The 12,161-nt window shown below is 66.5% G+C and carries 13 protein-coding genes and 1 tRNA gene; 11 read left to right on the top strand and 3 right to left on the bottom strand.

All coding sequences use genetic code 11. The annotated features are described in order from the left end of the window. Positions 1-136 precede the first annotated feature (136 nt). Genes crtI through RTN46_RS14540 form a run of 4 tightly spaced genes read left to right on the top strand, consistent with a single transcriptional unit; the run spans position 137 to position 3,391 of the window. A complete protein-coding gene (gene crtI / locus RTN46_RS14555; protein WP_312182429.1) occupies positions 137-1,810 on the top strand; it encodes a phytoene desaturase family protein in 1,674 nt (557 codons plus the stop codon). Next, complete coding sequence (locus RTN46_RS14550) at positions 1,810-2,160, top strand: lycopene cyclase domain-containing protein (RefSeq protein WP_312182427.1); 351 nt, start codon at positions 1,810-1,812, stop codon at positions 2,158-2,160. Before crtI ends, RTN46_RS14550 begins: the two co-directional genes overlap by 1 nt. After that, the gene (locus RTN46_RS14545) at positions 2,157-2,504 is read left to right on the top strand and encodes a lycopene cyclase domain-containing protein (RefSeq protein WP_312182426.1); all 348 of its coding nucleotides are present in this window, start codon (positions 2,157-2,159) and stop codon (positions 2,502-2,504) included. The genes RTN46_RS14550 and RTN46_RS14545 overlap by 4 nt, the downstream gene beginning before the upstream one ends. Then, positions 2,501-3,391, top strand: a complete 891-nt coding sequence (locus tag RTN46_RS14540) for a prenyltransferase (protein ID WP_312182425.1) — start codon at positions 2,501-2,503, stop codon at positions 3,389-3,391. The genes RTN46_RS14545 and RTN46_RS14540 overlap by 4 nt, the downstream gene beginning before the upstream one ends. A 65-nt stretch (positions 3,392-3,456) precedes the next feature. On the opposite strand, the gene RTN46_RS14535 is transcribed toward RTN46_RS14540, so the two are convergent. Next, entirely contained in the window at positions 3,457-4,947 is a 1,491-nt protein-coding gene (locus tag RTN46_RS14535; RefSeq protein ID WP_312182423.1) for a catalase, read from the bottom strand. 38 nt (positions 4,948-4,985) lie between these two features. Further along, positions 4,986-5,462, bottom strand: coding sequence for a transcriptional repressor (locus tag RTN46_RS14530; RefSeq protein WP_312182421.1), 477 nt, complete (start codon positions 5,460-5,462; stop codon positions 4,986-4,988). Between the two features lie 468 nt (positions 5,463-5,930). Here RTN46_RS14530 and RTN46_RS14525 point away from each other — a divergent pair, with 468 nt between their 5' ends. From RTN46_RS14525 to RTN46_RS14515, 3 genes are all read left to right on the top strand, one after another. Further along, the gene (locus RTN46_RS14525) at positions 5,931-7,202 is read left to right on the top strand and encodes an MFS transporter (RefSeq protein WP_312182420.1); all 1,272 of its coding nucleotides are present in this window, start codon (positions 5,931-5,933) and stop codon (positions 7,200-7,202) included. A 159-nt stretch (positions 7,203-7,361) separates the two neighbouring features. Then, positions 7,362-8,234: a zinc metalloprotease HtpX gene (gene htpX, locus RTN46_RS14520; RefSeq protein ID WP_312182419.1), complete on the top strand. Its 873-nt coding sequence runs from the start codon at positions 7,362-7,364 to the stop codon at positions 8,232-8,234. Positions 8,235-8,318: 84 nt separating this feature from the next. Next, positions 8,319-9,002 carry a histidine phosphatase family protein gene (locus tag RTN46_RS14515; protein ID WP_312182418.1) on the top strand — a complete coding sequence of 228 codons (684 nt, stop codon included), beginning with the start codon at positions 8,319-8,321 and terminating at the stop codon, positions 9,000-9,002. A 73-nt stretch (positions 9,003-9,075) separates the two neighbouring features. On the opposite strand, the gene RTN46_RS14510 is transcribed toward RTN46_RS14515, so the two are convergent. After that, complete coding sequence (locus RTN46_RS14510) at positions 9,076-9,567, bottom strand: YajQ family cyclic di-GMP-binding protein (protein WP_312182416.1); 492 nt, start codon at positions 9,565-9,567, stop codon at positions 9,076-9,078. A 136-nt stretch (positions 9,568-9,703) separates the two neighbouring features. On the opposite strand from RTN46_RS14510, the gene RTN46_RS14505 reads away from it, so the two are divergent. From RTN46_RS14505 to trxA, 4 genes are all read left to right on the top strand, one after another. Continuing rightward, positions 9,704-10,144 (top strand): hypothetical protein, encoded by a 441-nt coding sequence (locus tag RTN46_RS14505; RefSeq protein WP_312182414.1) that lies wholly within the window; start codon positions 9,704-9,706, stop codon positions 10,142-10,144. 91 nt (positions 10,145-10,235) lie between these two features. Next, positions 10,236-10,317: transfer RNA gene (locus RTN46_RS14500), tRNA-Tyr, on the top strand. Between the two features lie 161 nt (positions 10,318-10,478). Then, positions 10,479-10,925 (top strand): MarR family transcriptional regulator, encoded by a 447-nt coding sequence (locus RTN46_RS14495; RefSeq protein WP_312182413.1) that lies wholly within the window; start codon positions 10,479-10,481, stop codon positions 10,923-10,925. A gap of 66 nt (positions 10,926-10,991) precedes the next feature. After that, on the top strand, positions 10,992-11,390 hold the full coding sequence (gene trxA / locus RTN46_RS14490; protein WP_312182411.1) for a thioredoxin: 399 nt from the start codon (positions 10,992-10,994) through the stop codon (positions 11,388-11,390). Positions 11,391-12,161: the final 771 nt, after the last annotated feature.

The raw sequence follows: 12,161 nt of genomic DNA, 5'->3' as shown, positions 1-12,161 counted from the left end.
CATCGCTGCTGCGCACCACCAGGATCCGGGTGCCGAATCCCGTCAAGCTGCGCCTCGCGGCGGCCGCCGTCCTCACTCACAGCGTGCGCCGCGGCACCGCGCCCGCGCCCGCAGCCCCCGACGCCGAAAGGGCGCCATGATCCGCAGCAAAACAATCCACCGCAAACACCGCTCCCCAGAACCCCGGCCCCGCACCGCCGTCGTGATCGGCGGAGGGATCACCGGCCTGGCGACGGCGGCGCTGCTGGCGCGCGAGGGCCTGGAGGTGACCGTCCTGGAAAAGAACAGCAGCGTCGGTGGGCGGACCGGCAGCTGGGAAGCGGACGGCTTCCGCTTCGACACCGGACCGTCCTGGTACCTGATGCCGGAGGTGTTCGAGCACTTCTTCCGGCTACTGGGCACCAGCACCGCAGAGCAGCTGGACCTGGTGCAGCTGGACCCCGGCTACCGGGTGTATTTCGAGGGGGACCGGCGGCCGGTGGATATCCAGGCCACCCGGGAAAAGAACATCGCGCTGTTCGACTCCCTCGAACCCGGCGCCGGCAGCAAACTGGCTGCCTACCTCGATTCGGCGTCCGAGGTCTATGGGATGGCAAAGAAACGGTTCCTCTACAGCACCTTCGCGTCCTTCACGCCCCTGCTGCGCCGGGACGTGCTCGCCCGCGGGCCGCGGCTGGCACGGCTGCTGCTGCAGCCGCTGAGTTCCTTCGTGGCCAAACGGTTCACCGACCCCCGCATCCGGCAGATCCTTGGCTATCCGGCAGTGTTCCTGGGCTCCTCGCCCTTCATCACGCCGAGCATGTACCACCTGATGAGCCACCTGGACCTGGCGGACGGCGTGCTTTACCCGCAGGGCGGCTTCTCCCGGATCACCACCGCGTTGGCCGCTCTGGCCGAGGCCGGTGGCGTGAAACTGCTGACGGATGCCGAAGCAGTGCGGATCCGCACCACATCCCGCTCTGGCGGGCCTCGTGCAGCCGGCCGGGGGCGGCCCCGGGCCACCGGCGTCGACTACCTCGACGCCGCCGGCAACCCGGCCGTCCTGGAGGCGGACCTGGTGGTTTCAGCCGCGGACCTGCACCACACCGAAACCCGGATGCTGCCGCCGGACCTGCAGACCTATCCGGAGAAATACTGGAACACGCGCATCCCCGGGCCGGGCGGAATCCTGCTGCATCTGGGTGTCCGCGGCGAGCTGCCCGAGCTGGCGCACCACACCCTTCTCTTTACCAAGGACTGGAAAGCGAACTTCGAGAAGATCTTCGGCGCGCAGACCTCGGTGCCGGATCCGGCCTCGCTGTACATCTGCCGGCCCAGTGCCACCGACCCGGGTGCGGCACCGGACGGACACGAGAACCTGTTTATCCTGGTCCCGGTGCCCTCCGATCCCGGCCTTGGGTCCGGCGGCATCGACGGCGCCGGGGACCCGTCCCTGGAGGCGATGGCCGATGCGGTGATCGAGCAGGTCTCGGCCTGGGCCGGTATCCCTGATCTGGCCGACCGCATCACGGTGCGCCGTACCGTGGGCCCGGGCGACTTCGCAACGGACTTCAACTCCTGGCGCGGCACCCTGCTCGGCCCGGCGCACGTGCTCAAACAGAGCGCCTTCTTCCGCGGTTCGAACGCCAGCCGGAAGGTGGACGGCCTGCTGTACGCCGGGGGATCGACCCTGCCCGGGATTGGACTGCCGATGTGCCTGATCAGCGCCGAGCTGGTCCTGAAACGACTGCGCGGGGAGACCGGAACGGAGGCACTGCCCGAGCCTCCCAAGAGCGTCCGCAGGACGCCGGCCCGGGACGGTGCAGCGTAATGGGAGCCCTCTACCTGCTGTTCCTGTTGGCTTCGATCGGCTGCATGGTCCTGCTGGACCACCGGTTCCGGCTCTTCTTCTTCGCCGCTCCCTGGCGTGCGGCCGCTGTCCTGGGGACGGGCCTGGTGTTCTTCCTGGTGTGGGACCTCTTCGGAATCGGCCTGGACATTTTCTACCGCGGTGAAACACGCTTTATGCTCGGCATCGATTTAGCGCCGCACCTGCCGCTCGAGGAAGCCTTCTTCCTGGCCTTCCTCTGTTACCTGACGATGGTGCTTTACGGCCTGTTCCGGGTGCTGGCTGCCCACCTGGCCAGCCGCTCCCGCGGCCGCAGGGCGGTGCAGCCGTGACGTATTGGCTGCTGAACCTCTGCTTCCTGGTGCCCGCGGCACTTGTGCTCACGGCTGCCCTGATTCGCCGGCGCCGGCTGGCACACGGCAGCGACCGCGCCAACCGCGCCTTCCTCGCCACACTGGCAGGATGCGCCGCCGTCCTGCTGGCGCTGACCGCCGTCTTTGACAACCTGATGATCGCCGCCGGACTCTTTGGCTACAATCCGGAACGGATCTCCGGAGCTTTCCTGGGGCTGGCGCCGCTGGAGGACTTCGCCTATCCGCTGGCAGCAGTCCTGCTGCTGCCAGCGCTCTGGCAGCTGTTCGGAAGCCGCCAAAACCACCCGGAGGAAGAACGATGAGCACACCTGCCACCCGGACCCCCGGGTCCACGCTGCGGATGCTGCTGGTCTCCTCCCGGCCGCTGTCCTGGGTGAACACGGCGTACCCGTTTGCGGCCGCGTACCTCCTGGTGGAGGGACGGATCGACCTGACCTGGATCATCGGCACGCTGTATTTCCTGATCCCGTACAACCTGGCGATGTACGGGATCAATGACGTCTTCGACTACGAATCCGACCTGCACAATCCGCGCAAGGGCGGGGTGGAGGGTGCACTGCTGGACCGGAGCTTCCACCGGATCACACTGCTGGCCGCCGTGGCGACCAATGTGCCGTTCCTGGTGGCCCTGGTGCTGCTGGGCTCGCCCCTGTCCTGGCTGGTGCTGGCCGTGAGCGTGTTCGCCGTTGTGGCCTACAGCGCGCCCGGCCTGCGCTTCAAGGAACGGCCGTTCCTGGACTCCTTTACCTCCAGTACGCATTTCGTCTCCCCGGCGGTCTACGCACTGGTGCTGGCCGGCGCGGACTTCACCTCCGGACTGTGGGCCGTGCTGGGCGCATTCTTCCTGTGGGGGATGGCCAGCCAGGCGTTCGGGGCGGTGCAGGATGTGCTGCCGGACCGCGAGGGTGGGATCTCCTCGATCGCGACTGTCCTGGGTGCCCGGACGGTGGTTCGGCTCGCGGCGGCAGCCTATGCCGCAGCCGGGCTGCTTATGCTCCTGACTCCGTGGCCTGCGCTGCTGGGTTCGCTGCTGGCGGTGCCGTACCTGCTGAACCTGCTGCCGTATTTCTCCGTCACCGATGAACGTTCGGAGGAAGCCAACGCCGGCTGGAAGCGGTTCCTGAAGCTGAACTTCCTGACCGGTTTCCTGGTGACCATGCTGCTGATCTGGTACTGGCCCTCCCGCTGACACGAGAAAAGCGGCCGGTCCCCCTTCGAGGGGAACCGGCCGCTTTCGCGTATCAGGGGTGCAGGTTACTCTGCGACGCCCACGAACTCAGCCTGCTCGTTGGCCGTGGTCTCGCCGGCGGCGAGCTCGGCCCGCAGCTTGGCGCCGAGACCGGCGTCAACATTGGTCCAGTACTGGATGGCAGCTTCGCGGATGTGCGGGCGCTGCACACCGGAGATGGCACCGGTGATGGTCTCCAGGAAACGCTGCTTGGCGGCGTCGTCGAAGACCTCGCGGTAAAGCGTTCCGGCCTGGCCGAAGTCGCTGTCCTCGGAGTGCAGGGTAGCGGCGGAACGCACCAGGGCGCCGTCGTCTTCCCAGCTGCCTTCGCCGGCCTGGGCCGGATCAGCTACGGGACCGCCCAGGGTGTTCGGCGCGTAGACCGGGGTCTCCGGGGAGTTGAAGAAGTGGCGCTGCGAGCCATCCTGGGAGTAGTTGGAAACCGGTGCCTTCGGTGCGTTGACCGGCAGCTGGTTGTAGTTGGTGCCAACGCGGTAACGCTGGGCATCCGGGTAGGAGAAGATGCGGGCCATCAGCATCTTGTCCGGGCTGGCGCCGATGCCCGGAACCAGGTTCGCGGGGGACAGGGCAACCTGCTCGATCTGCGCGAAGAAGTTCTCCGGGTTGCGGTTCAGCGTGTGCGTACCGACCTTGATCAGCGGGTAGTCAGCGTGCGGCCAGACCTTGGTCAGGTCGAACGGGTTGAACCGGTACGTCTTGGCGTCTTCGTACGGCATAACCTGGACGTGCAGGTCCCAGGACGGGAAGTTCCCGGCGGCGATGTTCTCGTAGAGGTCGCGGCGGTAGTAGTCGGCGTCAGCGCCGGCAATCTTCTCGGCCTCGGCGCCCACGATCTCGTGGTTGCCCTGGTTGGAAGTGAAGTGGTACTTCACCCAGAAGCGCTCACCGGCGGCGTTGATCCACTGGTAGGTGTGCGAGCCGAAGCCGGGCATTTCGCGCCAGGAGCGCGGCAGGCCGCGGTCGCCCATCAGGTAGGTCACCTGGTGTGCGGACTCGGGGGACTGGGTCCAGAAGTCCCACTGCATGTCGGCGTCGCGCAGGCCGGAGCCCGGGAGGCGCTTCTGCGAGTGGATGAAGTCGGGGAACTTGATGCCGTCGCGGATGAAGAACACCGGGGTGTTGTTGCCGACGATGTCGTAGTTGCCCTCGGACGTGTAGAAACGCATCGCGAAGCCGCGGACGTCGCGCCAGGTGTCAGGGGAGCCCTGCTCGCCGGCCACCGAGGAGAACCGCTGGACGGTCTCGGTGGTGGTGCCGGGCTGGAACACGGCTGCACGGGTGTACTTGGAAACGTCTTCAGTGACGGTGAACTCGCCGAACGCGCCGCCGCCCTTGGCGTGCACGATGCGCTCCGGGATCCGCTCCCGGTTGAACTGGGCAAGCTTCTCAACGAGGTAACGGTCGTGGAGGACGACCGCGCCGTCGGCGCCGGTGCTCAGCGAGTGTGCGTCGCTGGCGACCGGAGTGCCGGTCTGGGTTGTGGTGAAGTTCGACATTCTCTCTCTTTCCTGTGGATGAATGGTAAGTCGATGGGTTAGGAAGTCTTTGGGGCGCCTGTGGCATGCGCGGCCTTGGCCGCGCAGTTGGCGCACAGCCCCTGGTACAGGACGTCGGCGATCTGGATGCTCATGCCGTGGGTATCGCTCGGGGTCAGGCATGGTGCGTGCCCGACGGCGCAGTCCACGTCCTCGATCCGCCCGCAGCCGGTGCAGATCGCGTGGTGGTGGTTGTCATCCACCCGGGTTTCGTAGCGCGCTGGGGAGTGCGGCGGTTCGATCCGGCGGAGGAGCCCGGTTTCGGTCAGGTCGGCTAGAACCACGTAGACGGACTGGAGGCTGATTTCCGGAAGGGTGGCCCGGACGGCGGCCGCGACGTCGTCCGCTCCGGCATGCGGGGCGGCGTCGACGGCCTCCAACACTGCCAGGCGCTGCTTGGTGACCCGGCGTCCGTGTGCACGCAGCTCCGCCGACCACTTGTCAGTGGCCGCCGCTGAGGCTGCTGTGGATGTCATGTCCCACATCATACTCCCTTATTCTGACTGATTCATAATAAGTGCACCCTAAGCTGGCGTTAGTGGCCGCGGCAGTCCGCCCCGCCAGTGGTCTGGGAGGGAACGCATGTCGTCCGGGTGCGGGGTTTCCCACTCAGTGTTACGGGTGTGATTGCCGGGGCCCCATGGGTAACACCGGGCACATTCGTTGGGAAACCGGGTAGCAGGTCCCTGCCCCACTGCGGAGACACGTGCTGCAGCCATCAGAAGACGCGAGTGCCGGCTATCAATCCCGCTGGAAGGCCTGTTCGAAGGCAACCTCCATCCCGCCGTCCCAGGAGCGGAGTTGTGGAGGTCACCAACCGGCGTTCCTCCGGCCCCGGCCCTTAGCGGCCCGCGGCCCTTAGCGGTGCCCGGCGCCGGAGAAGCTGGGACGGCCCCGGCGTAACGGGAACGGGGCTAAGGCGGCACCTCACCTAGACTGCTCTGGTGCCAAGACTGCTCGCCGACCTGACCCCGCTGCGTGAAAGCCCTGAATTCCGCAGGCTGTGGACGGGGACGGCGCTCTCGGCGGTAGGTACCCAGCTGACCCTGGTCGCCGTGAGCCTCGAAGTCTATGACCTCACCGGATCCAGTCTTTACGTCGGTATGCTCGGCGTGGTCGGCCTGCTGCCCCTGGTTCTGGCCGGACTCTACGGCGGGTCGGTGGTGGATGCCTACGACCGGCGGAAGGTCGCTCTCGTCTCTGCGGTGATCCTGTGGGTCACCACGATCGGCATTGCCGCCCAGGCCTGGCTCGGCGTGGGGAACGTCTGGCTGCTGTTCGCGCTGATAGCGCTCAACTCAGGTGCGGCCGGACTGAACCACCCCGCCCGAAGCGCCATCATTCCGCGCCTGGTGCGGCCTGTTCTGCTCCCGGCGGCGAACGCCCTGAATATGATCACCTTCGGCCTGGCCATGACCGCCGGCCCGTTGTTGGCCGGTGTGCTGGTAGGGCAGGTGGGCTATGGCTGGACCTACACGATCGACGTCGTGACCTTCACCTTCGCCATGTGGGCGCTGTACCGGCTGCCGCCCATGCCGCCGGAGGGGCAGGTGCAGAAGGCCGGCCTGAAGTCGGTCCTGGCGGGCTTCGCGTTCCTGGGCACCCGGCCCAACATCCGCATGACCTTCATCGTGGACCTGGCGGCGATGGTGCTGGCCCAGCCCCGGGCGCTGCTGCCGGCCATTGGTGCACTGATGCTCGGCGGCGGTGCGGAAACCGTCGGCATCCTGCTGGCGGCCGTGGCGGCCGGCTCCCTGCTGGCCGGCCTCTTCTCCGGTCCGCTGGGCCTGGTCCGGCGGCAGGGACTCGCCGTGATGTGGTCAGTGGTTGCCTGGGGACTTTCGGTGGCAGCGTTCGGCGCGGTGGTGGTGATGGCAGGAGAGCACGACGGCGCCGGCGTCTCACCCTGGCTGCTCCCGGCAGCGCTCGCCATGGGGGTGGCCGGAGTGGCCGACTCGATCAGCGGCGTTTTCCGCTCCACCATCCTGCAGTCGGCTACCCCGGACGCCATGCGCGGGCGCCTGCAGGGAGTTTTTGTGGTGGTCGTCGCCGGCGGGCCGCGCCTCGGTGACCTGGTCTCCGGGCTGGATGCGTCCTTCCTGGGCGAAGGCTGGGCCGCCGTAGCCGGGGGCTTGGCCTGTGTGGCCGCCGTCGGAGTCCTTGCGAAGCTGCAGCCGGGCTTCGCCCGGTATGACGCGCGGCACCCGGCGCCCTAGGCAGCCAGGTTCCCCGCTGTGGGCGGTAAAGGCGCGGAACAGTGTGACACGCTTGAGCGTTAAAGCCGTACAGAAACGTAACGAACGTACCGCGGAAGGCCCTGGACCCCCGGCCTGAGGGCAACCGGGGCCCCTCCGCCCAGGAAGGATTGTGTACACGTGCACCAACATTTCAACGGTTTGAAGACCGCGGCCCTTTTCGGGGTCCTCTTCGCCGTGCTGCTGATCATCGGCGGCCTGCTTTCCAGCGGCACGGGCAACTCATCGTTCATCTGGATCTTCCTGCTGATCGGCCTCGCGACAACGGCTTACAGCTACTGGAACAGTGACAAGCTGGCCATCCGCTCGATGCGCGCCGTTCCGGTCACCGAGGCACAGGCACCGGAAATGTACCGGATTGTCCGCGAGCTTTCCGCGAAGGCCAATCAGCCCATGCCGCGGCTCTACATTTCCCCCACGATGGCGCCCAACGCCTTCGCCACCGGACGAAACCCGAAGAACGCGGCGGTCTGCTGCACCCAGGGCATTCTGGGCCTGCTCAATGAGCGGGAACTGCGCGGTGTGCTGGGCCATGAGCTGATGCACGTCTACAACCGGGACATCCTGACCTCCTCGGTCGCCGGCGCGATTGCCGGCGTCATCACCTCCCTGGGCCAGTTCCTGCTCTTCTTCGGCGGCGGTGACCGCCGGAACCAGAACCCCCTCGCCATGATCGCGATGGCGATCCTCGCACCGCTCGCCGCCAGCCTGGTCCAAATGGCCATCGGACGCACGCGGGAGTATGACGCCGACGAAGACGGTGCCAAACTCACCGACGACCCGCTGGCCCTGGCGTCCGCACTGCGCAAGCTGGAGACCGGCACGCAGCAGGCGCCGCTGCCCAACAGCGACCAGAAGCTGGTTAACGCCTCCCACCTGATGATCGCCAACCCCTTCCGCCATGGCGTGAAGGGCCTGCTGGCCACCCATCCGCCGATGGCGGACCGGATCCGCCGTCTCGAGAACATGGCGGGACGGCCGCTCGGCTCCTAAACCAGGCAGCATCGGCAGCCCCGGTGCCGGCAAACCCGGCGCCGGGCTGCGCAGCAAAATTGAGCAGCTGAAAGAGGTAACGCGTTGCGCCTGATCCTTGTGCGGCACGGCCAGACGCCGTCGAACATTGAACAGCTCCTGGACACTGACGCGCCGGGGCCCGGCCTTACGGAACTGGGGCTGGCGCAGGCAGCCGCGCTGCCGCAGGCGCTGGGCCATGAGCAAGTGAGCGCGGTCTACGCGTCCAACCTCATCCGCACGCAGCTCACGGCCGAACCGCTGGCCAATGCACTGGCCCAGCAGATCGAAGTGCGGGACGGGCTGCGCGAGATTTATGCCGGCAACCTGGAAATGCGCGGGGACCCGGAATCCATCCGCTCCTACCTGCGGACCGTTTACGCCTGGGTGCACGGGGATCTCTCGGTGTCCATGCCTGGCGGGCCCGACGGTGCGGAGACTCTGGGCCGGTTCGACGACGTCGTCAGCGAACTGCACCGCGCCGGCCATGAGGCGCCCGTGGTCTTCAGCCATGGAGCGATCATCCGGGCCTGGGCCACGTCGCGGGCCCGTAATGTAGGCCCGGACTTCATCATCCACAACGCCTTGAGCAACACCGGAATCGTGGTTTTGGAATCCCGGCCCCGGCCGGAGGCGCACGGGCATTCGTGGGAGCTGCTGACCTGGATGGGAGAGGCCATCGGAGGGACGGCCCTCCAGGATCCGGAAACCGACGGGCCAGCAGCGGACGACGTCGAACTGGCGCCGTAGCGAGCCCCATCACGCAACAACGGCGGCGCCTCCCCGAGGGGAAGCGCCGCCGTTGTAGATCCGGCCGTGGAACCTAGCGGAAGTTGATGAACTGAAGGTCGACGTCGAGGTCCGCGCCCTTGAGCAGCGCCATGGTGGCCTGCAGGTCATCGCGGGACTTAGAGCTGACCCGCAGCTCATCGCCCTGGATCTGGGACTTAACGCCCTTGGGGCCTTCGTCGCGGATCAGTTTGTTGATCTTCTTGGCCTGGTCCTGGGCGATGCCCTCCTTCATGGAGGCCTCGATCCGGTATTCCTTGCCGGACGCATAGGGCTCCCCATCGTCGAGGGACTTCAGCGAGATGCCGCGCTTGACCAGTTTGGACTGGAGTACGTCCAGCACAGCCTTAACGCGCTCCTCGGAGTTGGCCTTCATCAGGATCTTCTCGCCGCTGAAATCAACCTCGGCACCAACGCCCTTGAAGTCGTAGCGCTGCGCGATTTCTTTCTGCGCCTGGTTCAGGGCATTGGCGACTTCCTGCTTGTCGATCTTGCTGACGACGTCGAATGTCGACTCACTGGCCATGGTGGCTCCTTGGTAGTTCGGTTGTTCCTGCCCACCAGCCTAATAGGTGGCCGCGCCCGCGGGCAGTCGGGGAGTTCACAGCGCGCGTCCAGTCGACATGCACTGGCCTCACATCCGGACGGGAAAGGGTGGATACATGAAGAACGAGCACACCGTCCCCGCCCATCCTGACGCCTCGACGGCCTCCGCACGACGGTCCTCTGGAATCCGGTTCCGGACAGCTGCGGCGTCCTCCGTTCTTGCCGCCGTCACCGTCACCGGGATCGGTGCGACGGCGGCCCAGGCCCGTGAGCCGGAGGAGGGCGCTTTCTCCATCACGGCGGAAAGCCGGACGGCCGCCGCAGGCCCTTCAGCCGCAGCCGGCAACGCCACGGCCGCCGCGGACAGCGCCACCGCGGCCACGGCCGCCGCGGACAGTGCCACCTGCCTGCAGGCCGTGCAGGGTCCCAGCGCTGAAGAGCGCCTCGCCGGCGTCCGGCGGGAGCTCGCGAATGCCGTCTCCTGGGGCAGTGTCACAGCCGGTCAGGCCGAGCGTTTCTACGCGCAGATCAGCTCCCGGATCGCCCGCGGACTCTAGCTCTGGAGCCCGATTCGTATCTGGGCAGAATTTTCTGTAAAGTTGTCTTGCCCGCGGTTACCGCGGACAAAGTCTTCGCAAGAAGGCCTTCGGCAGATTACCCGAGCGGCCAAAGGGGGCTGACTGTAAATCAGCTGGCAATGCCTACGGGGGTTCGAATCCCTCATCTGCCACCGAAGAAAACCCGTTCCAGCCACTGGCTGGGACGGGTTTTTCGCTGTGCGGAAGAACTACGGTGCCCACGGGTAAACGGGGCTGAAATCTTGGCGCAAAACCGGCCACTCCGGGCATGCCCCCGCGCCGGGAATGGCTAGACGGACTAGGCTTCTTAAGCATGAACGAGGACACGGCACTGGATCCCCTGGCCGAAGATTTCCGGGAAGCGTTGCGTGAAGCCGTGTTCCTCGTGCGCCACATGGACACCGAGTTCGGCGTCACGAGCAACCAGCTGGTGGCCCTGCGGATGGTGGCCGGAGACGGAATGCGCGTCAGCGACATTGCCCGCAACCTGGGTGTCAAGGTACCCAGCGCCACCGAACAGATCATCAGGCTCGAACATGCCGGCCTGGTCCGGCGCACCCAAGACCCGCAGGACTCGCGGGGCGTGAGGGTGACGCTCACCCCGGACGGCGAGCATAAGCTCACTGTGGAAACCGCGCGGCGTGCCTCCCTGATGTCTGCGCTGTTGGCGCAGCTTGCGGAAACGGAGCGGGAAAAGCTGCGCGCAGCGCTGCCAATTATCGCCAAGGTGACCCGGCTGGGGTTCTCCTCCTTGGCCTAAGGCGGGGCTTCACCGCTGAGCGAACAATTGCAGACATCACCGCGGGGGACCGATAGCGTTGAACTCATGGCAACTATCGACATCACCGAGGCAACGTTTCCCGAGACCATTGAAGACAACGACATCGTGTTCGTTGACTTCTGGGCTGACTGGTGCGGCCCGTGCAAGCAGTTCGCACCGGTTTACGACGCCGTCTCGCAGCAGCATTCGGACATCACCTTCGCGAAGGTGGACACCGAAGCCGAGCAGGGGCTCGCCGCTGCCGCCGGAATCACCTCAATCCCCACACTGATGGCCTTCCGTGAAAAGGTCCTCGTCTTCTCCCAGCCCGGCGCCCTCAACGCAAACCAGTTCAGCGAACTGGTCGAGGCCGTCAAGGGCCTGGACATGAAGGCTGTACATGAGCAGATTGAGGCCCAGGAAAAGGGCCAGGCTGCCGCGGGCCAGGACGGCCAGGTCAACTAGCCGGTCCGCCGCGTCGCGGTTTTTCGAAGACTGTTTTCGATGACGGGGAGTTCTTCCACACCGGAGGGGCTCCCCGTTCCGGTTAACCGCCGGCCGGGTTGCGGCGCCCTGTCTGCTGGTGCACGTGCAGGGGTGCTGGCCGAGTAGCTGCTGCATATCCCGTCTACATGCTGGAATCCTGACCACGGCGAGGAATCCTGTCCACGGGCCGGTCCTGATCGCCGGTGGCCAGACCAAGCACCGCTCGCCCGGTTTCCTCAACCCTGGATCCGGCCGAATTCCCTCCGTTTTGGGCTAAATCGACCGGAATGGGATTTCCCTGCCACGGCGCGCCGGAGGGAAATCCCAAAACGGCCGGAAAATCCCAAACCGGAGGGAAACGCGGCACGGTGAAGCGGAGAATCGGTTTGGATTCCTTGGTATGACCCGAGGGCCATACCGGGGTGGTTGGTTCAGCGGGCCGGACATTTCCGGTCCCGCCTTCCCTTCTCGGCATACCGGTCCGGGGGGGGGAGGCCTGCACTCTTGGGCCGGCACTTTTGCGCCGGCGGCCTCGTGCTGCCTGGGCTTCCACCGAGTATTGCCACTGTTACTAGTAGTCCAACTTCAGTCGCACCCCTAACACCGCGTGGGAACCTGTGTCGCCCACCGTCTGCTCACTCCAGACTGCGCTGGCCGTCCGGCCCCCGGCCCCGCCCTCGGCACTTCGTCCCCCCCACCGGCCCCACCTTCCGCCCCACCTTCCGCCCCGCCGGCCCCACCTTCAGCCCC

This window comes from Arthrobacter sp., from assembly GCF_031988865.1.
Taxonomy (GTDB): Bacteria; Actinomycetota; Actinomycetes; order Actinomycetales; family Micrococcaceae; genus Arthrobacter_B.
This window is presented reverse-complemented; position numbering and strand designations above follow the sequence as displayed.

Coding starts and splice junctions, on each gene's coding strand:
- trxA (WP_312182411.1), top strand. CDS start 10,992: ATGGCAACTATCGACATCACCGAGGCAACGTTTCCCGAGACCATTGAA.
- RTN46_RS14530 (WP_312182421.1), bottom strand. CDS start 5,462: ATGACATCCACAGCAGCCTCAGCGGCGGCCACTGACAAGTGGTCGGCG.
- RTN46_RS14510 (WP_312182416.1), bottom strand. CDS start 9,567: ATGGCCAGTGAGTCGACATTCGACGTCGTCAGCAAGATCGACAAGCAG.
- crtI (WP_312182429.1), top strand. CDS start 137: ATGATCCGCAGCAAAACAATCCACCGCAAACACCGCTCCCCAGAACCC.
- RTN46_RS14495 (WP_312182413.1), top strand. CDS start 10,479: ATGAACGAGGACACGGCACTGGATCCCCTGGCCGAAGATTTCCGGGAA.
- RTN46_RS14550 (WP_312182427.1), top strand. CDS start 1,810: ATGGGAGCCCTCTACCTGCTGTTCCTGTTGGCTTCGATCGGCTGCATG.
- RTN46_RS14535 (WP_312182423.1), bottom strand. CDS start 4,947: ATGTCGAACTTCACCACAACCCAGACCGGCACTCCGGTCGCCAGCGAC.
- RTN46_RS14540 (WP_312182425.1), top strand. CDS start 2,501: ATGAGCACACCTGCCACCCGGACCCCCGGGTCCACGCTGCGGATGCTG.
- RTN46_RS14505 (WP_312182414.1), top strand. CDS start 9,704: ATGAAGAACGAGCACACCGTCCCCGCCCATCCTGACGCCTCGACGGCC.